This window comes from Undibacterium sp. Ji49W (assembly GCF_049340205.1).
In the GTDB taxonomy this organism is placed as follows: Bacteria; Pseudomonadota; Gammaproteobacteria; order Burkholderiales; family Burkholderiaceae_D; genus Undibacterium.
In genome coordinates this window covers 213,534-235,210 of sequence record NZ_JBMPOW010000001.1, presented here as the reverse complement: position 1 = coordinate 235,210, position 21,677 = coordinate 213,534, and the positions used below count along the sequence as shown (strand labels likewise).

The window sequence follows — 21,677 nt, the reverse complement described above, 5'->3', positions numbered from 1 at the left end:
GGGGAAAGAAGCCGGATAGCAGCCAAAATGGCGCTTATCCGGCTTTTTTTTAGACTTAAATCCAACGACAGGCAAATTCCTGCACTTTTTCGACAAAAACCAGCAAAAAACACTTGCGTCCCTGTAAAAACCGCACCACTATTAGCGATGCGTGAAGTGACGCAATGCAGGAGCTTTTCAAAACGATCAAAGCTCCGTCCACGAAATTTGTGAAGGAGGCTATTTATGGCAACAGCACCAAAGAAACCAGCAGCAAAACCGGCAGCCAAACCAGCGGCTAAACCAGCAGCGAAAGCAGCAGCTCCAAAAGCAGCAGCCGCTAAACCAGCAGCGAAAGCAGCAGCTCCTAAAAAGGTTGCAGCAGCCAAGCCAGCAGCAGCACGCAAGCCAAATGCAGCGTTCATGAAACCTATGACAATCTCTCCAGTTTTGGCAGCAGTCATCGGTGCAGCAGCAATTCCTCGTACTGAAGTCACTAAAAAAGTATGGGAATACATCAAGAAACACAAACTGCAAGATGAAGCAAACAAACGCAACATCAACGCGGATGACAAGTTGAAAGCCGTCTTCGGTGGCAAGAAACAAGTGTCCATGTTTGAAATGACTAAACTCATTTCCGGTCATCTGTCCTGATTTTTAGCAGCAGATTCCGAAGTTGCTTTGGGAGACTTAAAGGGAAGCATTCAGTCCTATCCCAAACGAAAATGCCCGCATCGCGCGGGCATTTTTGTTTCTTGCGGCAGCTTATTACTGTGGATTATTGCTGGCCTGCTAGTTTAATGCTGACTTACTACTGAGTCACTCCTGACTTCAACCCGCCAATCATAAATTTCCGCAGGTAACCGGCACCGTCGCCAGTTCATTACCGATGATCTCGCCCGGCTTGCGATGCAGTATGCAATAGGTGCCAAAAGGCGTGATGACTTTTGATACCGGGCGACCATCGCCCAGTATATGTACTTCATGCTTGACGCCCACGCGATTGACCGTGCCTGACAGGGCAATGCGCTCCCCCATCTTCGCAATCGGATCGAGGTTTGCTTTGCTGGCGAAGCGTTCACGCTCCTGGAAATCCTTTTTCAGGCCCTTGAAGATTTCCCCCACGTCGCGGTTGATGCCGGTAGCGGACTGAGAGTTCGGTTGAAAGTTCGGCTGAGGATGAGATTGAGGCTCTGCCGCCACACCGGTATCCGGGCTTACGGGCTCAGGCGTGTTTTCTGTGACAGTCCTTGGGCGATCGTTGACTGACGGTGTAAAAACAGGCCGGGGCGATGTCGTTCTTTGCGCCTCCTTTTTATCCGGTTCTTGCACTGCTGGTTTGGCTACTGTGGGTAAATCCAAGAAAATCAGTCTCCCTGCGCTGATTTTCTCTTCATTCAAGCCGGTCTTTAGCAATGGCCACAACAAATACAGCCCGGCATGCAAGAAGCACACTGCCAGCAGTATCTGCCAGCCAGCATGCATTGTGTTGTTGCGATAATCAGGTACCAGTACCAGCATTGCTATGCTCCGATTTGGCTTGAACTGTCTGTCAGGGTATTTGCGTGTTCACCGAGATATCCTCAAACCATCAATAGCCGCCACAACTGACAGTTCGTATCCCCGGCGCCTTGCTGATATCCGCGCCTGGCTTGGCACCAATCACGCAATATGAACCAACTGATGTCGTGACCTTGGTCATGGCGGTACCATCAGCCATGACTATATTCTTAAAACTGGTACCACGTGGACGCGCTGCGGCTGCAACATTGATGGCAAAGGCGACCATGGAGGATTTTTCTGGCCGGATATCGGTCAGTATGCGATTTGGCATTTCACGCTCCACCGCTTTGATGATGGAACGGATATCGCGCTGTAGGACGACAGAATTCTCTCCTGCCAGTTCCGGGGTGATCGCCGGGGTAATCGCCTGGCTGACCGCTTCGTTGTGCGGCTCGGCGGTCTGGGGAGCAGCAGGACTCGGCTCTGCGCTGCCCGTCACTGCGGCGGCAGGCGTCTTCACCACTGGCAGCGGCCTGACTGGCAACGATGGCTTGACTACAGGTACAGGTAGTTGGGATGTGGCAGGCGCGGGTACTCCCAGCATTCTGACCCACAGCGCCTGCGGTATAAAACTGTCGTTTTTATGTATGCGAAGTGTTGGCCATAGTGCGAATAACAAGGCGTGGGCAAGCGTTACCATCGCCAGCATTTTCCAGCGTGATCGCAGCATTGTCAGCGAGCCTGCGCTGCCCATTTCTTCGCGGTAGTAAAGTGCCTGCATGAACTTCCCTGGTGCATCGAACATTTCGATAGAAACAGCCTGCGCTGTCACTACATTGTCTGCGTATTTTGAAATGGCCAGCCAGGCTTGGCCCGCCATTTCTTCAAGGGATTGTTTGACTACACCTAAGGTAGCGCTGAGTGCCACTTACACTGCTGGTGCTAATGGTGCGAATGCTGTTAATGGTATTACTTGCGCTGCTGCGAAGCACTTTCACCGCTGAATTCCCAGTTCTTCCAGTTCGCCAGCACGGCCTTGGGATATTCAGGACGGCCACGGCTACCATTGTAACGACCCAGGGCAAGATAGAGATCCCCCTTTTCCATGTCTATATACATGCGCAGGATGGAGCAGCCGTAACGCAGGTTGGTTTGCATCTGGAACAATTTTTTGGCATCGCCGTCGCCGATGACACGCGACCAGAAAGGCATGACCTGCATATAGCCGCGTGCGCCCACCACCGAGGTGGCATATTTACGGAAAGCAGACTCTACCTGTATCAGGCCCATGACCATGGCGGTATCAAGACCGGCGCGTTTGGATTCATACCAGATCGCTTCAAGTAATTCACGGCGGGTCTGCATGTCGGGAATACGACGCTTCAGACGCGACGACATTTCCCCCAGCCAGTTGAGGTATTTGATACGTTCTTCTATATTGCTAAATGTGGGCTTGGGTGGCGTCGAATCAGAAATGGCTTTGGCCAAGGCCAGCCGCACGCCATCTGCCATCGCTTCTTCTTTCTGATTACCGGCCTGGGCCGGCAATCCCAAAAAAGCAGACAGGCAAATAGCAAGACAGACGATGGTTTGTATCCATCGCCTGCCCTGGCTATGCAGCCCAGGCGAACGGCTATTGCCAGCACTTCCTTTGCGCCAGACGCAAAAGCGCAAGAAAAAATACCTCATCCTGCGACTTGATTTCCCGCCAGTTTTGACTGGATAAAGGTCAGCATTTCAGCGACAGGCACATTGCTGGCTTCGGCATCACGACGACCCAGGTATTCGAGCTTGCCTTCTTTCAAACCACGGTCACCAATGACGACGCGATGCGGTACGCCTATCAGTTCCCAGTCAGCAAACATGGCACCTGGACGTTCGCCACGGTCATCCAGAATGACATCCACGCCCGCTACCAGCAAAGCCTGGTACAGGGCTTCTGTCTCGGTTTTGACGGCCTCGCTGCGGTCCATGCCCATAGGGCAGATGACCACTTCAAACGGTGCAATCGACGCAGGCCAGACTATGCCCTTGTCATCGAAGTTCTGCTCTATCGCCGCACCCAGGATACGGGTGACGCCAATGCCATAGCAGCCCATTTGCAGCAATTGCGGCTTGCCGTTTTCATCCAGGAAAGTCGCCTTCATTGCCTGCGAATAGCTGGTACCAAGCTGGAATACATGGCCAACTTCAATACCGCGCTGTATCGCCAGTACGCCCTTGCCGTCTGGTGAGGGGTCGCCAGCCACCACATTGCGGATGTCGGCAACTTGCGGTTCAGGAATATCACGACCCCAGTTAGCGCCGGTGAAGTGGAAGTCAGCTTCATTCGCACCGCAAACAAAATCGGCCATATTGGCGACAGTGCGATCAGCCACGATCCTGACCGGTTTTTTGGTATTGATAGGGCCCAGATAACCGGGTGGCGTACCAAACCATTCAATAATTTCAGATTCACTGGCAAAACGATAGTTCGCCAGACCAGGCACCTTGCCGGTTTTGACTTCATTCAAATCATGATCACCGCGCAGCAGCAACAGCCACAATTGCTTGCCAGCTTCGCCTTTTTCTTCATCTTCAACAGTCAGAACGATGGATTTCACTGTCTGCTGCAAGGGAATGTTGAGCAAGGCAGCGACATCTTCGCATTTAGCCTTGCCGGGTGTCGCTGTTTTGCTCAGTTCAGCTTTAGCTGCTGCACGCTCAGCCACCAGTGGCACGCCTTCAGCAGCTTCCATATTGGCCGCGTAATCAGAGCTTGGGCAATACACCAGCGCATCTTCACCGGTTTCGGCAATCACGTGAAATTCATGCGAGCCGGAACCACCGATATCACCGTTATCTGCTGCCACGGCACGGAACTGCAGGCCCAGACGCTGGAAAATACGGGTATAGGCGTCATACATCAGTTGGTATGACTGCTGCATGCCAGCCGGATCGCGGTCAAAGGAATAAGCATCCTTCATCGTGAATTCACGGCTGCGCATCAGGCCAAAGCGTGGACGGCGCTCATCGCGGAACTTGGTCTGGATATGATAAAAATTGACCGGCAACTGACGGTAAGAGCGAATTTCAGTACGTGCGACATCGGTCATGACTTCTTCCGACGTAGGCTGTATCACATAGTCACGGCCATGGCGATCTTTCACGCGCATCATCAGCGGGCCGAATTTGTCCCAACGACCGGTTTCCTGCCAGTATTCGGCGGGCTGTATCACTGGCATCAGCATTTCAACCGCACCGGCGCGATTCATTTCTTCACGAACAATGTTTTCAACTTTGCGAATAATGCGCAGGCCCATGGGCATGTAGTTGTATATGCCAGAACCCAGGCGTTTGATCATGCCTGCACGCATCATCAGTTTATGGCTGACGATCTCGGCATCGGCAGGCGCTTCTTTCAGTGTGGAAATAAAAAATCGTGTAGCACGCATGACAGTGATTCTTTTTAAATGGAGGGTTATAATCAACTCAATTTTAAAGGATTAGCTGGCTAATGCGCCCACTCTTTGCACATTTGATGAAGGAAACTGCGATTTGTTCGCCTCGATGGCGGCTATCCGCCGAAAATCGCGGTGTTTTTCGATATAACAAACGCTATCTATTGCAGGAGCAAGCCGTTTAGCCACAGAAAGTTTTGAGGTTGAACATGCTGGATCGTGAAGGCTTCCGCCCTAACGTTGGCATAATTTTGCTAAACGCCAACAATGAAGTCTGGTGGGGAAAGCGCGTGCGCGAGCACTCCTGGCAATTCCCCCAGGGTGGCATCAAATATGGTGAATCGCCGGAACAGGCCATGTTCCGGGAACTGGAAGAGGAAACTGGCCTGCTTCCAGAGCACGTCAAAGTCATCGGTCGCACCCGCGATTGGCTGCGCTATGAGGTGCCTGATCATTTTATCAAGCGTGAAATTCGCGGGCATTACCGTGGGCAAAAGCAAATCTGGTTCCTGTTGCGTATGATAGGGCGTGATTGCGATGTCAATCTGCGCGCCAGCACGCATCCGGAATTTGATGCATGGCGCTGGCATGATTACTGGGTACCGCTGGACGTGGTGATCGAATTCAAGCGGGGCGTGTATCAACTGGCCTTGCAGGAATTGTCACGCTATGTGCATCGTGCCGAACACCCGAATTCCAACCGCAACCGGTATTTGCGCAATCAGCAACAGGCGCAACCGGGCCGCGACATCAAGAAAACCGAGCCGGAAGAATCTAAATAATTTATGCCAACACTACAAATACGCCACCTGGCAAACAGCCTGTTTTGCACCCTGCTGTTGTCAGCCCCCCTTGTCCATGCGCAAGAACCTGCTGATGAAGAAGACAAGGAATGGCGCGAAGTCGCCCTGCAATTGCCAGAAGCACCAAAAACTGAAAACCTGCTGAATTTCTATAAAAGCAACAGCCAGTCTTTTGCGATTGATACCAAGTCCCTGCTGGTCGCAAGTGACGGTACCATTCGTTATACTCTGGTAGCCACCAGTGAGGGCGGTGCAAAAAACATCAGCTACGAAGGTTTGCGCTGCCAGTCATATGAAGTCAAATTATTTGCCTTTGGCCGCCCGGACGGTACCTGGTCGCGCTCGCGTCGCAATCAATGGGATACCATTTCCAGCACCGGTGCAAACAAGCAGCACAGCACCCTGTTTTCGGATTATTTTTGTGAAGGCCGGACAATAGCAGGCAAGGTCAATGTCTTGCTGGATAAATTGCGCGGCAAGAAAATGTCTTATTATTAAAATGCTGAATGATTAAAATGGCATTGCAGGAATGAAAATGGGCGCTGAATTCAGCGCCCATTTTTTATAGCAGTACCAGATTGTCGCGGTGTATCAATTCTGACTCTTCCACAAACCCGAGTATGGATGCAATTTCTGCTGACGCATGGCGCTTGATGCGACGTGCATCAGCGCTTGAGTAATTGATAAGCCCCCTGGCTACCGGCATGCCGGCCTCATCACAGCAGGTGACCACTGCACCACGGCTGAATTCACCACGCACATCCAGCACACCGATAGGCAGCAAGGATTTTCCTTCACGCGTCAGTTTTTGCACTGCACCTGCATCCAGCACAACCTGACCCAGGGTTTGCAAATGATCCATCATCCATTGCTTGCGTGCGGCCACAGGCGCCATTTGCGAAATCAGTTGCGTGCCTATGGATTCACCCTGCGCCAGGCGCAGCAAGACATTCTCTTCACGCCCCCAGGCGATGACAGTATGCGCACCGGAACGTGCACCCCGTTTAGCTGCCAATATCTTGGTCAGCATACCGCCACTGCCCAGACTGGAGCCAGCACCACCGGCCATGGCTTCCAGCGTCAGATCTCCGGCACGCGCCTCGTGCACAAAGCTGGCATTGGGATCCTTGCGTGGGTCTGCCGTGTACAAACCTTTTTGGTCAGTCAGGATGATCAGGGCATCGCCCTCGATCAGATTGGCGACCAGCGCACCCAGCGTGTCGTTATCACCAAACTTGATTTCATCGGTGACCACCGTATCATTTTCATTAATAATGGGGACTATGCCCAGGCGCAGCAAGGTAAACAGGGTAGAACGCGCATTCAGGTAACGTTCTCGGTCGGCCAGGTCGGCATGCGTCAATAAAATCTGCGCGGTACCTATCTGGTGTTCACGAAAGCTGCTTTCATAAATCTGCGCCAGGCCCATTTGCCCAACGGCAGCGCAAGCCTGCAACTCATGGATGGCCGTCGGTCGCTTTTCAAAGCCCAGGCGTTGCCGCCCTTCTGCTATCGCGCCAGAACTGACCAGCACCACTTCCTTGCCCATGGCGCGCAGACCGGCGATCTGGGCAGCCCATTTGGCAATGGCTTGTTTGTCCAGGCCTTTGCCATCATTGGTCACCAGGGATGAACCTACTTTGATAATCAGACGTTTTGCTTGCTGAATGACAGATTGCATAAATGAATACGGATGTAAATTTGGAGATGTCACTGCGCACAAGCTCGCAGCAAATCAAAATTATACTTTATATGGATAGTATCGTTGCAATCTAAATTTAATTCAGATTTAAATGGAATATTCTATTTTTTATGGGATTTCCATTATTAAAAAGAAATTATTTCAATATCAAAATAATCATTGGTATTCTATCCTTGATGGGTACGAGGCATTTGATGAGCGGTTGATGGGTAGCTGATGAGTAGATGATGGCAGGCGAAAAAAAACCTGGCTTTCACCAGGTTTTTTATTAGTCTTCCAGTACTTTAAAACGCGGATCATCCGGATCAATGGACAAAATACCCTGCGCTTCTTCTTTCATCGTGGTTTCTTGCGAACGCTGTTCATGCGTGCGCTTTTCTTCCAGGTATTTATAAATCTCTGTTACCAGTTCTTCGCAGCCTTCACGATTCAGGGCAGAAATTTCAAAGACCGGGCCTTTCCAGGCGAAACGCTTGATGAAGTCTTTAACCTTCTTCTTGCGTTCATCGTCGGTCAGTACGTCGAGCTTGTTCAATACCAGCCAGCGTGGCTTCTCATACAGACTTTCGTCGTATTTACGCAATTCCTTGATCAGGGCTTTGGCTTCTTTGACCGGATCAACTGCTTCATCAAACGGTGCCAGATCAACAATGTGCAAGAGCAAGCCTGTGCGTTGCAAATGCTTCAGGAATTGTATGCCCAGACCCGCGCCATCAGCAGCACCTTCGATCAGACCAGGAATATCGGCGATAACGAAGCTTTTTTCATGGCTGACACGTACCATACCCAGGTTAGGGTGCAGAGTTGTGAAAGGATAATCAGCAATTTTTGGACGCGCATTCGATACGGCAGTAATGAAAGTGGATTTACCGGCATTTGGCAGACCCAGCAAGCCTACGTCGGCCAATACTTTCAATTCCAGACGCAATTCACGACGTTCACCTTCTTTACCATCAGAGCGCTGACGTGGTGCACGGTTGGTAGAAGTCTTGAAGTGGATATTGCCCCAGCCACCTTCACCACCTTTGACCAGTTCAACTTCCTGGCCATGTTCGGTCAGATCCGCGATAACTTCATCGGTATTTCTGTCGCAAATCTGGGTGCCCACCGGCATACGCAGACGGATATCATCAGCACCTTTGCCATAACAATCTGCGCCACGACCATTTTCACCATCTTTGGCTTTGTGCAATTTGGAATAGCGATAGTCAACCAGGGTGTTGATATTGCGGTCAGCTACAGCCCAGATACTGCCGCCACGACCACCATCACCACCATCGGGGCCGCCGAACGGGCGGAATTTTTCACGACAGAAAGACGCCACACCATTGCCGCCGTCACCGGCGATTACTTCAATTCTGGCTTCATCAATAAATTTCATTTTTACCACCTAAAAAAGCTTGTATAAATTTTTGTAACCTGATGGAACAATAAATTTATACAGGATTTCTTCAAATTAAAAGGGCTAACACCAAACTGACCATGCAGGGTGTACTTGCGGAGAGAAATAGTTTGGGTGGCATGCACCGCTTTATTTAGCTGGAATAGCGATCAAATCCAACTAAAAAGGCCCTACCGATGGCAGAGCCTTTTTATCATACTGGCTTGCGCCCTGCTTTGAATTACTTCAATGCATTACGCTGGAACAACAATTGCGAACTGGTGACGTGCTGCACCTTTGATCGCGAATTGTACTTTGCCATTAACCAGAGCGAACAAAGTGTGATCTTTGCCCATACCAACGTTTTCACCAGCGTGTACGCGTGTGCCGCGTTGACGAATGATGATACCGCCAGCATTGATAGCCTGGCCGCCGTAGACTTTAACGCCAAGGCGCTTTGATTCTGAGTCACGGCCGTTGCGCGTGGTGCCGCCGCCTTTTTTATGTGCCATTTTTAATTAGCTCCTTAAGTTCAGGTAAATTAACTTATCTACGGATTAGCCGTTGATAGATACGATTTGCAATTCAGTGTAGTTTTGGCGATGGCCTTGACGTTTCTGATAGTGCTTACGACGACGCATTTTGAAAATGCGCACTTTGTCGTGACGACCGTGATCTATAACCTTAGCCAGCACCGTAGCACCTGTGACCAGTGGAGCACCAAATTTAATGGTCTCGCCAGCGCCCAATGCGAGCACTTGATCTATGGTGATTTCGGAGCCAATGTCTGCAGGTATCTGTTCTACTTTAAGTTTTTCACCAGCGACAACTTTGTATTGCTTGCCTCCGGTTTTTATGACCGCGTACATGTGAAACCTCATCAAATAAAAATTAGGAATTTTCCTCCCGCCGGACTGAACAACCATCTGGGAAATCGGGAAAACCACAAATTGTACATAATTCCGGAATAAGCGTCAAAGACTATTTGCATATTTTTTCAGCAGCCCGGAGCTTGCTACAGCAAATCACCGGGGCGTTAATGACCGGAAAGTATAATAAAGCGAGAGTCGCTGGTGCAATTCAAGCAAAACCATGGCATGGCATCGTATAATCTGGGCCATTCTGGATTTTTTGCAGGTTTACCCTTGTCTGCCACAAACAACCCCAATCCCATCACTGAGCTTATTGCTTCCGACATGTCGGAAGTCAACCAGGTCATACGCAATAAACTGCACTCTGAAGTACCGCTGGTGAATCAGATAGCCGAATACATCATCAGTGCCGGCGGGAAGAGAATACGACCAGTGCTGGTCTTGCTGGTGGCAAACGCCTATCAGTACCAGGGAAAACATCATCACGAGCTGGCCGCCATTGTCGAATTTATCCATACCGCCACCCTGCTGCACGATGATGTCGTCGATGAATCCTCACTGCGGCGCGGGCGCAAGACAGCGAATGCCCTGTTTGGCAATGCGGCATCGGTGCTGGTGGGCGATTTCCTGTACTCACGGGCCTTCCAGATGATGGTTTCCATCAACAACATGCAAATCATGCAAATATTGGCAGATGCGACCAATGTCATTGCTGAAGGTGAAGTCTTGCAGTTGTTGAATATGCATGATCCAGACGTGACAGAGGAACGTTACCTCCAAGTGATACGTTCAAAAACAGCCAAGCTGTTTGAAGCCGCAGCCGAAATCGGCGCCCTCATTGCCGGTGCCAATCCACAGGAAATTGAAGCGGCAGGCGAATATGGTCGTTCGCTGGGTACGGCGTTTCAACTGATTGATGATGTCCTTGATTACTCGGGCAATGCCGAAGACATAGGCAAGAATGTCGGTGATGATTTGCGCGAGGGCAAACCCACCCTGCCACTGATTTATCTAATGAAGAACGGCAATGCTGCCGAGCAGGAACTGGTACGTGCCTGCATAGAAAATGGCGACGAATCAAAATTTGATGCCATCCTGAAAGCTATTACCAGTTCTGGTGCCCTGGCCTATACACAGAATGAAGCCGTAAAAGCGGCTGATCGTGCGGCAGCTGCCATTGTCAGCTTGCCAGAAAGCAGCTACAAACAGGCCATGGTGCAGTTGTGCGCGTTTGCCGTTGGTCGCAACCATTAATCTTTTTTAACATCCCACCTCGCATACATTACTGCAAAAATGCAGTAAATTCAGGGACGAACGAGAACGTGTTTGAGGTGGACGCCAAAACTTGATCACTAAACTGATCATTGAGCAAAATTTGTAACCTGGCTGTAACGAATAGCAGGCAGCGTGTTACGAAAGTTACAATCCCGGTCTTTTCGCCGCTTATTTGCTGCATATTTGCTGCTCAGCCACCGGGTTTCCCCCTGAACGCCTTTACAAATAACGGGCTTAGTTGCATTATCCTAAGGCAACTGATTGTATTGGTAAATTTTACTCAAAAGACCCTATGTCCGCAGTCCAACCAAATTCAGCTTCTCTCACCCCGACCTCAGGTTTGGCACGCGCACTGACGCAAGCCAATTTATTGACTGCGGCCCAGGTAGATGTCGTCAGCAAAAAGACCCAGATCGAAAAAACCCCCTTTATTGATGGCTTGCTGCAAAGCGGCTTTATCAATGCACGCGACCTGGCGACGTTTTGCTCGGATGTGTTTGGTTATCCCCTGCTGGATTTGTCACTGATCAATGAGTCGCTGATACCGGAAAAGCTGGTTGATCCCAAGCTCATGCAGGCACAACGCATGATAGCGATCGCAAAAAAAGGCAACAAGGTATCGCTGGCACTGTCTGATCCAACCAATAACTCGGCACTGGATCAGGTCAAGTTTCAGACCGGCCTGGGTGTTGACATCATCATCGTGCAACATGATGCACTGGTCAAACTGCTGGACCGGCTGGGTAAAACCTCAGAGCAAACCCTGGCGGACATCGCCGGCGATGATTTTGAACTCGAATTCAAGGAAGAAGACCTCAATCAGGCTGCTGCTGACAACCAGGCGACAGAGATTGATGATGCCCCTGTCGTTAAATTCCTGCAAAAGATGCTGGTGGATGCGATCAACATGGGCGCTTCCGATTTGCATTTTGAACCCTTTGAAAAATTTTATCGCATTCGCTTCCGCGTTGACGGCGAATTAAAGGAAATTGCCCAGCCACCGCTGGCCATCAAGGAAAAACTGGCTTCACGTATCAAGGTTATCTCCAAGCTGGATATTTCTGAAAAACGTATCCCGCAAGATGGCCGCATGAAATTGCAGTTATCCGCCAGCAAATCCATCGACTTTCGTGTGAGCACACTGCCCACGCTGTTTGGCGAAAAGATCGTTATGCGTATTCTGGACGGTTCTCAGGCGCAAATGGGTATTGATGCGTTGGGTTATGACCCGGATCATAAAGCCATCCTGATGGATGCCATTCAGCGTCCCTACGGCATGGTGCTGGTCACTGGACCGACCGGTTCGGGTAAAACGGTGTCGCTGTACACTTGCCTGAATGTTATTAACAAACCGGGCATCAATATCTCCACAGCGGAAGATCCGGCCGAGATCAACTTGCCCGGCGTCAACCAGGTCAACGTCAATGACAAGGCCGGCCTGACCTTTGCGGCGGCCCTGAAATCTTTCCTGCGTCAGGATCCTGACGTCATCATGGTGGGTGAGATTCGTGATCTGGAAACAGCCGATATTGCCATCAAGGCCGCTCAAACCGGTCACATGGTGTTTTCCACCCTGCATACCAACGATGCGCCGGCAACGCTGACGCGTCTGATGAATATGGGCGTAGCACCCTTCAATATTGCGTCATCCGTGATCCTGATCACAGCGCAAAGGCTGGCTCGCCGCCTCTGTACCTGCAAAAAACCAGTCGATGTGCTGGATGAAGTCTTGCTACAGGCAGGCTTTAAGGATGATGACCTGGATGGCACCTGGAAACCCTATGGTCCGGTCGGCTGCGAACGCTGTAGCGGCGGTGGTTACAAAGGTCGCGTTGGTATTTATCAATTGATGCCTATCTCCGAATCGATAGAACGCATCATTCTGGCCAGTGGCAGTGCGATGGAAATCGAAGAACAGGCACAACGCGAAGGCATCAGGAACTTGCGTCAGTCAGGACTGTTGAAGGTGAAACAGGGTCTGACCAGTCTCGAGGAAGTACTCGGATGTACCAACGAATAATAAGAGAACAGTCATATGGCAACTAATCCGGCAAGGTCCGTCAAATCGTCGCAGGTCAAAGAACATTTATTTGCCTGGGAGGGCAAGGACAAGTTTGGTAAAACCGTAAGGGGTGAATTGCGCGCTGGCGGCGAAGCTATCGTCAATGCCACTTTGCGCCGTCAGGGCATCCTGGTCACCAAGCTGAAGAAGAAAAATTACAGCACCGGCAAAAAAATCACCGAAAAAGACATCACCCTGTTCACACGTCAGTTGGCAACAATGATGAAAGCCGGTGTGCCCTTGCTGCAGTCTTTTGATATTGTGTCCAAGGGACATGCCAATCCTTCCGTTTCCAAATTATTGCAGGATATCCGGGGCGATGTCGAGACTGGTACCAGCCTGAACCAGGCTTTCCGCAAGTTTCCTCTGTATTTTGACCCGCTGTTCTGTAATTTGGTCGGCGCAGGTGAACAAGCCGGTATTCTGGAAGACTTGCTGAACCGCCTTGCCATCTACAAGGAAAAAACCCTGGCCATCAAGGCCAAGATCAAATCTGCCCTGACTTACCCTATTGCCATTCTGGCGATTGCCTTCATTGTGACCGCCGTCATCATGATCTGGGTGGTGCCCGCTTTTAAAGAGGTTTTCAAAAGCTTTGGTGCGGATTTGCCAGCGCCAACGCTGTTCGTCATGGCGATTTCTGATTTCTTTGTCAAATACTGGTACCTGATCTTTGGTGGATTGTTCGGTAGCGTGTATTTCTTTATGCAATCCTGGAAACGTTCCTTGAAAATGCAGCAAACCATGGACAGACTGCTGTTACAGGCCCCCGTGTTTGGTGACGTGATCCGTAAAGCCACCATTGCACGCTGGACACGTACCCTGGCGACCATGTTTGCCGCTGGTGTGCCGCTGGTTGAATCACTGGATTCGGTTGGTGGTGCCGCCGGTAATGCCGTGTATCTGGATGCTACCATCAAGATTCAGACTGAAGTCAGTACCGGTGTCAGTCTGACCGTCGCCATGCAAAATTCGAATGTCTTCCCGAATATGGTCACGCAAATGGTGGCGATTGGTGAAGAATCCGGTGCGCTGGATTCTATGTTGAGCAAGGTTGCCGACTTTTATGAAGATGAAGTGGATGAAGCGGTTGCTTCTTTGTCCAGCCTGATGGAACCGATGATCATGGCGATTCTGGGTGTGGTTATTGGTGGCCTGGTGGTCGCGATGTACTTGCCAATTTTCAAACTGGGTTCGGTGGTCTGATGCTGGAGTTGCTTTTGTTTGCAGCCCCCGGGTTTTGGCTGAGTACGCTATTTTTTGGCATACTCGGCCTGCTGATAGGGAGCTTTCTGAACGTCGTCATCTATCGCTTGCCGAAGATGATGCAAAGGTTTGAAGATAATTATTTCGCGGAAACACGCGATCTGCCCAAACCCCATACCGATCGCTACAACCTGGTCGTACCCCGCTCGGCCTGTCCCCACTGTGGGCACAAGATTGGCGCCCTGGAGAACATCCCGGTGGTCAGTTATCTGGTGCTGGGCGGTAAATGCAAAGCCTGTAAAGCGCGCATTTCGCCGCGTTATCCCCTGATAGAATTGTTCACTGCTTTGTTGTCCGCAGGCATGATATGGCATTTCGGCAGTGGCGTGCACGGCATGGCAGCGGTGGTTTTTGTCTGGATACTGGTCGCCCTGACCTTTATCGATATCGACACCCAGTTACTGCCGGATGACCTTACCCTGGGTTTGATGTGGATAGGTTTGTTGCTCAATATTAATGGTTATTTCGCTTCACTCAAGGATGCTGTCATTGGCGCTGCTGCTGGCTATCTGGCACTGTGGATAGTCAATGCAGTGTATAAATTGATCAAAAAACGCGATGGTTTTGGCGGTGGTGACTTCAAGCTGCTGGCAGCCTTTGGTGCCTGGATGGGCTGGAGCATATTGCCAGTCATCATATTATTTTCGTCATTTGTAGGTGCCTTCATTGGCATTGCCCAGATAATATTTAGCAAGCTGGGCTGGCAATCGCAAATCCCGTTTGGCCCTTACCTGGCTGGAGCAGGCCTGATTGCCCTGGTTTGGGGACATCAGATCATGGACTATTACCTGGGCATCATGTAATGCCTGCCCGTTTTGCGCTTGGCCTGACTGGTGGCATAGGCAGTGGCAAAACCACGATTGCCAATATCCTCGGCGAACTGGGTGCTGCGCTGATTGATACCGATGTCATTGCGCATCAGCTCACCGTGCCTGGCGGACTCGCCATACCGGCTATTCTGGCGCAATTTGGGTATGAACTGCTGACTGCAGATGGTGCCATGGACCGGTCTGCCATGCGCGAACTGGTATTTTCTGATCCGGCGCAAAAACACAAGCTGGAAAACATACTGCACCCGCTCATCCGCCAGGAAACCGAGCAAGCCGTCAGCACTGCTACTGGCAGTTACCTGATTTTTGTCGTGCCCCTGCTGGTGGAATCGGGCAAATGGAAAAGCCGTGTAGACCGGGTGCTGGTAGTTGATTGCGACGAAGAAACACAAATCCAGCGTGTCATGTCACGCAATAACCTGAACCGGGAACAGGTGCTGGCCATCATGCACAATCAGGCCAGCCGGCAACAAAGACTGGCGGCAGCAGATGACGTCATCACGAATCAAGGGCCGCTGGAAAATATCCGTGCGCAGGTAGTACAACTGCATCATCAATACCTGGCGTATGCAGAGATGAAAAAATAGGTGTACTGTGTGAAGGAATAAACGTTGATGCGCCAATTTTTTTGAAAGAATCTGCACGCGATGTTTGTAATTTCACACAGTATGGTTCAGAATCATGTGCAGCTTGGATTAGCACAAATTTTGACAGGGAAACTATTTTGATTGTTTACGAATACCCTTTTAACGAGCGTATTCGCACGTTATTGCGGCTGGAAGACTTATACGAAAAATTTACATTTTTCCTGCATCAGTCTGACCCCATGCAGCATCACGTTGCCCTTGCCACCATTTTCGAAATGCTGGAAGTTGCTGGTCGTGCCGACCTCAAATCCGATCTCTTGCAAGAACTCGAAAGACAGAAACACACGCTCATCAGTTTCAAGTCCAATCCGAACGTACAGGCCGACATGCTCGACAAGGTTCTGGACGATGTTGACCGCGCCAGCACTGCCCTGGTTGCCAGCACCGGCAAAACCGGTCAGAACGTGCGCGATAATGAATGGTTGATGAGCATACGTGGCCGCACCATTATTCCGGGCGGTGCCTGCGAGTTTGATTTGCCCAGCTATCATGCATGGCAAAAAAACTCCCCCGAAAAACGTTATGCCGACATCAGCGCGTGGTTTGCCCCGATTGCCCCTCTGTTTGGTGCCATCAATGTCGTACTGCGCCTGTTGCGAGAATCTGGCTCCACCTCAAAAGTGATCGCTCAGGCGGGTAGTTACCAGCAAATGTTGCAGGGCAAGGTATACCAGTTGCTGCGCGTCAGTGTGGCACAGGAATTGGGAGCCATCCCTGAAATTTCTGCAAATAAATATATGTTGTGGATACGTTATATGTCACAGGATGGTGACATGAAGCCCAAGGCTTTCGAAAACGATATCCCGTTTGACCTGACTCTCTGTAATTTTTAACTATGGCCACTTTTGTTGACTGTCCCACCTGTAAAAACAAGGTGGAATGGAAAGAAGCGAACCGCTGGCGTCCATTTTGTTCTGAGCGCTGCAAGCAAATTGATCTGGGTGCCTGGGCGGAAGAAAAATATACGATACCTGCCGTCAATCTACCTGAAGATCCTGAGCTGGCAGAATAAGCCTGTCTCCATCTATCAGGACTAGCGCTTTTGCGGAATACCGTATTTACGTAATTTGGTGGCGATCATGGAATGCGAAGTAGCCAATCGCATTGCCAGCTTACGGCTGGATGGATAGTGTGGATACATGGATTCCAGCAGACTGCGCTCAAATGCATTCACTGAATCTTCCCAGCTCTCCGTGACATCGGTTTTCACCACATCGGCAGTAATGCTGCCTTCTGCCCAATCCAGATCCGCCGCATCCAGCACACGCTGATCTGACATGGTAATCGCCCTGAACACCACATTCTGCAATTGCCGGACATTGCCTGGCCAATGATTGGATACCAGCGCAGCACAGGCTGCCGAGTTGAGACGGCAAACGGGCTTTTGCGCCTGGGTGCAGGCACGTTCGATAAAATGCCTGGCTAGCGGCAAGATGTCGTCAGGACGCTCACGCAAGGCCGGCATTTCCAGATGCAAGACATTCAGGCGGTAAAACAGGTCTTCGCGGAAACTGCCTTCCTGCACCATCTTGCGCAGATTACGGTGGGTGGCGCTGATGATGCGCACATTGACCCTGACTTCCTTATCGCTGCCTATGCGGCGGAACTTGCCATCATTCAGAAAACGTAGCAGCTTGGCTTGCAGATACATCGACATCTCGCCGATTTCATCCAGAAACACGGTTCCACCATCCGCCATTTCAAACAGGCCAGGCTTACCGCCGCGCTGAGCGCCGGTAAAGGCGCCCGAGGTATAGCCAAACAATTCGCTTTCTGCCAGACTTTCCGGCAAGGCAGCGCAATTCAGTTCAAGGAAAGCTGCGTTGCTGCGACCACTGGCACCATGACAGGCCTGCGCCAGCAATTCCTTGCCGGTGCCGGTTTCGCCGGTAATCAGCAGAGGTGCATCGACCACGGCAACCCTGGCAGCCCGTGTTTTTAAGGCACGTATCTGCTCGGATTCACCGATAATGAAATGAAAGCCACTGCCCTCAGAATGTTGCAATGCATGCAGGCGACCACCTATGCGGGTCGGTGCATGAAAGGTCAGCACTGCCCCCACTGAGCGGCCATGCTGGGCGATATCCATACCCTGGGGTTCGGATACAGGCGTGACATCCATGAAAAAAGGTTCGCCATTGAGTATGACTTCACGGCTGGGCAAACGAAAACCGCTGGTCAGCAGCTCTTCCAGGATACCGGTCTCATCCAGCACCTGGTTCAGGTTGCGCTGGCATAGCTCGGCTTCTGACATGCGGACTGCTGTGGCCGCAGCCGCATTGGCGATCACGATGTGCCCACCTGCATCGATGGCCAGCACAGGGTCTTCCATGACAGCCATCATGGTATCGAGGTTCAGGCGTCGCCGTATGCCGGGTAAGACATCCAGCACCTTGATGTCACCGACGCCGCGTACCTGCTGACAATCTGCCTGTAGCGATGGCAGCATGAAATCCAGCAAGTCAGGACTGTCTATATAAATATGCGGTGGGTCTACTTCCACCGCCACCACATTCAGGCCACGACGTGCCAGCACCGCCAGGATTTCATGGGCAATACCGACACGGTCCTTGAACTGTATATTAATGCGCATGCTGGAAGAATGGACCTGATATGGGCTAAGGGCGGTATCGGTTTAAAAAGGTTCTGGAATATACCCGCGTGGACGTGCATGCTGGCGACGGAATGAACTGTTCGATGCCAGACCGCGCAGGCGGCCCAGATCAAATTGTTCCAGTTGCTGCAACACTGCTCGGTTGAGCGTCATTTTAACTTGCATCATCAGCAGATCAACACTTTGCTGGCTGGAAGTACGGGTAATGCGTCTTTCCTGCTGCATTTCGGTATCTTGCGCTTGCTGCGTCTGAGCCTGCGCCTGTTTTTCGATTGCCTTTGCTGCTGCTTTTTCTTCTGCCATGACGAAACAGCGATACACATCTGCCAGGGTAATGATGCCATTGCAATCGCGGCAATGCCAGGCATCTTTTTCCTTGGCATCGCGGCTGACCAGATCATCCTTGCTCAATGTCGCCAGGATGGAGCGTATCAGTCGCGGGGTTTTGCCAGTGGCCTGGGCCAGTGTGGTGATATTCGCAGTACGCGGCATCACCATCATGATTTGCGCCAGCAATTCTATCGCCGTATAAAAGCGCGCATTCAGGTTGGCATCAGAAAAAACCTGAGTCGATGAAAGTAATTCTTCAAATTGATTCATGCCAGCTCCTTGGTAACAAAAATAGGACGATTCGCACTACCATAACGATCCATGAACAAGCCTTCGGTCGAAATGGCAGGTCGTTTGCCGGAAACGATGTCCGCAATAAACTGACCAGAACCGCAAGCCATGGTCCAGCCCAGGGTGCCATGGCCGGTGTTCAGATACAGATTACGGTAGGGAGTCGGCCCTATCACTGGCGTACCGTCCGGTGTCATCGGGCGCAGGCCGGTCCAGAATTCTGCCTTGGCGACATCACCGCCACCGGGAAACAGGTCAGTCACGGAATGTTCCAGCGTGGCGCGACGCTCAGCACGCAGGTCGAGGTTGTAGCCCGTGATTTCTGCGGTGCCGCCTACACGTATACGGTCACCCAGGCGGGTGATTGCGACTTTGTAGGTTTCATCCATGACGGTGGATTCCGGCGCTTTATGCGCATCGGTGATAGGCACGGTGATGGAATAGCCCTTGATGGGATATACCGGGATCCGGATATCCAGTTCCTTCAACAGGATAGGTGAATAGCTGCCCAGTGCCAGTACGAAACTATCGGCCTTGATTTCACCTTCCGAAGTGATGACGGAACTGATGGTATCGCCACTTTTGACCAGTCTTTGTATGCTGACGCCATATTTGAACTGCACACCGAGTTCTTGTGCCAGTTTCGATAAATTTTGGGTGAACTTGAAGCAGTCCCCGGTTTCATCGCCCGGCAAACGCAAGGCACCTACAAATTTTTCCTGCACATTCGCCAGTGCCGGTTCGACTTTCAGGCAGCCTGCCTTGTCCAGTGTTTCGTAGGGAACATCATAGCGTTTAAGGATGGCGATATCTGCCTCGGCGCCATCGAGTTGCTGCTGGTTGCGGAACAGTTGCAGCGTGCCCTGGGTCCGTTCGTCATAGCTGATGCCGGTATCGCTGCGCAATTGCTGCAAGACGTCACGGCTGTATTCGGCCATGCGCAGCATGCGTCCCTTATTGATCTCGTAGCGTTTGGTGGTGCAGTTCATCAGCATTTGCGTAACCCAGCGCCACATGCTGGGGTCAAGGCTGGGCCGTATCGCCAGCGGGCTATGCTGCATCATCAGCCATTTGATGGCCTTCAGGGGAACACCCGGACCAGCCCATGGGGCAGAATAACCGGGTGACACTTCACCGGCATTGGCATAACTGGTTTCCAGCCCCGCTGCTGGCTGGCGCTCTATCACCGTCACCTCATGCCCGGCCCTGGCCAGGTAGTAGGCTGACGCCGTTCCTATGACACCTGCTCCCAATATCACTACTTTCATGCTGCCTCTCCCATTTTGATTCTGTTATTTATTCTGTTATCGGTTTTTTGCTGTCAGTGCTGGCGCGGGCTTAGTTGCCATGGTTGCCGTGGTTACTGTAATTGCGCTCATAGCGAGCCCCCAGGCTGGTCAATATTTCGTAGCCTATCGTGCCTGCCCTGGCCGCCACCTGATCCACCGTGTTGTCGGCAGATATCAGGTCAACCAGCATGCCCGGCAGCAAGTACTCGGTGGCCACTGTTGTCACGTCCAGGGTAATGGTATCCATAGAGACATTGCCGACCATGGGCACTGCCTGACCGGCAATATGAGCAATGCCGCGATTGCTGAGGCTGCGCATCCAGCCGTCGGCATAACCAACGGCAACTGTCGCAATGCGACTGGTCTGGCTGCTGCGCCAGGTCGATCCATAACCTACACCAGTGCCCGCTGGAATTTCTCTGGTTTGTATGATGCTGCCCTGCAAATGTGCAACCGGCTTCAATGGGTTGGGCTGGCCCGCTATTGGCGCAACCCCGTACAAAGCAGCACCAGGGCGCGCCAGATCGAAATGAAAATCTTTACCCAGAAAAATGCCGGATGAATTGGCCAGGCTGGCCTTGCAGCCAGGCAAACGTACACGCAGGGAATTAAAACTTGCCAGTTGGCGCTGGTTCATGGGATTGGACTGATCTTCCGCACTGGCCAGGTGGCTCATGATGTATTGCACATCGATGCCGTCCAATGATTGCTTGTCAGCAAATATCTGCTCACACTCAGAAGGCGACAGGCCCATGCGCGCCATTCCCGTATCAAATTGCAGGATGGCCGGCAGTGAACGTTGTGCTTTCACAACGAGTTGCCGCCAAGATCTTATTTGTTCGACACTATTCAGCACGGGTATGCACTGATTTTCAAGAAATTCCTCTTCATACCCGGGAGGTGAGCCATGCATGACATACAGATGGGCATCGGCGGGCAAATGTGGCCGCAGAAAAATAGCCTCGTTCAGATGTGCCACAAAGAAATGACGACAAGACGCTGCCAGTAAGGCCTGCGCCACAGGGACCACGCCCAGACCGTAAGCATCGGCCTTGACAGCTGCACCGCACTGCCCTGTCCCCAATAAGTTACGCAAAAGGCGATAGTTATCCTGTATTGCCCCAAGATCAATACGAAGTACTGCACCTGCTCTTCCAGCTACTTGCATCATATTTCACCACTCCATCACGTTAGCTAACGTGATTCGTTGAAGCAAACCCTGTGCCCGAAGAAATTATTGAATAAATTCAACAACTTACTGCATGCACTCAGAAAACAAATAAAAAAACCGTATCGAAATCAATACAGAAATACATTTTCGCCGACAGTAGTTTAGATTCGAGCCCAGATAATGTACATAAAATGACACGCCGTATTCATTTCAATACACCGT

General features: G+C 51.2%; 22 protein-coding genes. 10 read left to right on the top strand and 12 right to left on the bottom strand.

Annotation, left to right across the window (positions count from 1 at the left end; translation table 11 throughout):
• The first annotated feature begins 225 nt into the window (after window positions 1-225).
• Window positions 226-633, top strand: a complete 408-nt coding sequence (locus ACO0LK_RS01040; protein ID WP_422971310.1) for an SWIB/MDM2 domain-containing protein — start codon at window positions 226-228, stop codon at window positions 631-633.
• Window positions 634-822: 189 nt separating this feature from the next.
• Here the strand turns inward: ACO0LK_RS01040 and ACO0LK_RS01035 are convergent, their stop codons facing one another.
• The 4 genes from ACO0LK_RS01035 to ACO0LK_RS01020 form a co-directional block, all read right to left on the bottom strand.
• Window positions 823-1,500 (bottom strand): hypothetical protein, encoded by a 678-nt coding sequence (locus tag ACO0LK_RS01035; protein ID WP_422971308.1) that lies wholly within the window; start codon window positions 1,498-1,500, stop codon window positions 823-825.
• A gap of 70 nt (window positions 1,501-1,570) precedes the next feature.
• Window positions 1,571-2,410: a hypothetical protein gene (locus ACO0LK_RS01030; RefSeq protein ID WP_422971306.1), complete on the bottom strand. Its 840-nt coding sequence runs from the start codon at window positions 2,408-2,410 to the stop codon at window positions 1,571-1,573.
• A gap of 41 nt (window positions 2,411-2,451) precedes the next feature.
• Entirely contained in the window at window positions 2,452-3,171 is a 720-nt protein-coding gene (locus ACO0LK_RS01025) for a lytic transglycosylase domain-containing protein (RefSeq protein ID WP_422971304.1), read from the bottom strand.
• Window positions 3,168-4,916, bottom strand: a complete 1,749-nt coding sequence (locus ACO0LK_RS01020; RefSeq protein ID WP_422971302.1) for a proline--tRNA ligase — start codon at window positions 4,914-4,916, stop codon at window positions 3,168-3,170. Before ACO0LK_RS01020 ends, ACO0LK_RS01025 begins: the two co-directional genes overlap by 4 nt.
• 215 nt (window positions 4,917-5,131) lie before the next feature.
• Between ACO0LK_RS01020 and ACO0LK_RS01015 the strand changes: the two genes are divergently transcribed.
• Window positions 5,132-5,704, top strand: coding sequence for an RNA pyrophosphohydrolase (locus ACO0LK_RS01015; RefSeq protein ID WP_186947000.1), 573 nt, complete (start codon window positions 5,132-5,134; stop codon window positions 5,702-5,704).
• A gap of 3 nt (window positions 5,705-5,707) precedes the next feature.
• Window positions 5,708-6,223 carry a CNP1-like family protein gene (locus ACO0LK_RS01010; protein WP_422971300.1) on the top strand — a complete coding sequence of 172 codons (516 nt, stop codon included), beginning with the start codon at window positions 5,708-5,710 and terminating at the stop codon, window positions 6,221-6,223.
• Between the two features lie 64 nt (window positions 6,224-6,287).
• Here the strand turns inward: ACO0LK_RS01010 and proB are convergent, their stop codons facing one another.
• The 4 genes from proB to rplU form a co-directional block, all read right to left on the bottom strand.
• On the bottom strand, window positions 6,288-7,406 hold the full coding sequence (gene proB / locus ACO0LK_RS01005) for a glutamate 5-kinase (protein ID WP_422971298.1): 1,119 nt from the start codon (window positions 7,404-7,406) through the stop codon (window positions 6,288-6,290).
• A gap of 289 nt (window positions 7,407-7,695) precedes the next feature.
• Complete coding sequence (gene obgE, locus ACO0LK_RS01000) at window positions 7,696-8,808, bottom strand: GTPase ObgE (RefSeq protein WP_186946997.1); 1,113 nt, start codon at window positions 8,806-8,808, stop codon at window positions 7,696-7,698.
• Window positions 8,809-9,062: 254 nt separating this feature from the next.
• Window positions 9,063-9,320 (bottom strand): 50S ribosomal protein L27, encoded by a 258-nt coding sequence (gene rpmA / locus ACO0LK_RS00995; protein ID WP_186946996.1) that lies wholly within the window; start codon window positions 9,318-9,320, stop codon window positions 9,063-9,065.
• Window positions 9,321-9,365: 45 nt separating this feature from the next.
• Complete coding sequence (gene rplU / locus ACO0LK_RS00990) at window positions 9,366-9,677, bottom strand: 50S ribosomal protein L21 (protein ID WP_186946995.1); 312 nt, start codon at window positions 9,675-9,677, stop codon at window positions 9,366-9,368.
• Window positions 9,678-9,881: 204 nt separating this feature from the next.
• Here rplU and ispB point away from each other — a divergent pair, with 204 nt between their 5' ends.
• The 7 genes from ispB to ACO0LK_RS00955 all read left to right on the top strand — a co-directional run bounded on the left by ispB (window position 9,882) and on the right by ACO0LK_RS00955 (window position 16,772).
• On the top strand, window positions 9,882-10,934 hold the full coding sequence (gene ispB, locus ACO0LK_RS00985; protein WP_422971295.1) for an octaprenyl diphosphate synthase: 1,053 nt from the start codon (window positions 9,882-9,884) through the stop codon (window positions 10,932-10,934).
• A 313-nt stretch (window positions 10,935-11,247) separates the two neighbouring features.
• Window positions 11,248-12,975 carry a type IV-A pilus assembly ATPase PilB gene (gene pilB, locus ACO0LK_RS00980; RefSeq protein WP_422971293.1) on the top strand — a complete coding sequence of 576 codons (1,728 nt, stop codon included), beginning with the start codon at window positions 11,248-11,250 and terminating at the stop codon, window positions 12,973-12,975.
• Window positions 12,976-12,990: 15 nt separating this feature from the next.
• Entirely contained in the window at window positions 12,991-14,223 is a 1,233-nt protein-coding gene (locus ACO0LK_RS00975) for a type II secretion system F family protein (protein ID WP_422971291.1), read from the top strand.
• A complete protein-coding gene (locus tag ACO0LK_RS00970; protein WP_422971289.1) occupies window positions 14,223-15,086 on the top strand; it encodes a prepilin peptidase in 864 nt (287 codons plus the stop codon). Before ACO0LK_RS00975 ends, ACO0LK_RS00970 begins: the two co-directional genes overlap by 1 nt.
• A complete protein-coding gene (gene coaE / locus ACO0LK_RS00965; protein ID WP_422971287.1) occupies window positions 15,086-15,700 on the top strand; it encodes a dephospho-CoA kinase in 615 nt (204 codons plus the stop codon). The genes ACO0LK_RS00970 and coaE overlap by 1 nt, the downstream gene beginning before the upstream one ends.
• 137 nt (window positions 15,701-15,837) lie before the next feature.
• Window positions 15,838-16,593, top strand: coding sequence for a cell division protein ZapD (gene zapD, locus ACO0LK_RS00960; protein ID WP_422971285.1), 756 nt, complete (start codon window positions 15,838-15,840; stop codon window positions 16,591-16,593).
• Window positions 16,594-16,595: 2 nt separating this feature from the next.
• Window positions 16,596-16,772, top strand: coding sequence for a DNA gyrase inhibitor YacG (locus ACO0LK_RS00955; protein ID WP_422971283.1), 177 nt, complete (start codon window positions 16,596-16,598; stop codon window positions 16,770-16,772).
• A gap of 21 nt (window positions 16,773-16,793) precedes the next feature.
• Here ACO0LK_RS00955 and ACO0LK_RS00950 read toward each other — a convergent pair whose 3' ends face one another.
• From ACO0LK_RS00950 to alr, 4 genes are all read right to left on the bottom strand, one after another.
• Complete coding sequence (locus tag ACO0LK_RS00950) at window positions 16,794-18,353, bottom strand: sigma-54-dependent transcriptional regulator (protein WP_422971281.1); 1,560 nt, start codon at window positions 18,351-18,353, stop codon at window positions 16,794-16,796.
• 42 nt (window positions 18,354-18,395) lie between these two features.
• Entirely contained in the window at window positions 18,396-18,974 is a 579-nt protein-coding gene (locus ACO0LK_RS00945; RefSeq protein WP_422971279.1) for a hypothetical protein, read from the bottom strand.
• Window positions 18,971-20,263, bottom strand: a complete 1,293-nt coding sequence (locus tag ACO0LK_RS00940) for a D-amino acid dehydrogenase (RefSeq protein WP_186946986.1) — start codon at window positions 20,261-20,263, stop codon at window positions 18,971-18,973. Before ACO0LK_RS00940 ends, ACO0LK_RS00945 begins: the two co-directional genes overlap by 4 nt.
• Window positions 20,264-20,333: 70 nt before the next feature.
• Window positions 20,334-21,455, bottom strand: coding sequence for an alanine racemase (alr, locus tag ACO0LK_RS00935; protein WP_422971277.1), 1,122 nt, complete (start codon window positions 21,453-21,455; stop codon window positions 20,334-20,336).
• Between the last annotated feature and the right edge of the window lie 222 nt (window positions 21,456-21,677).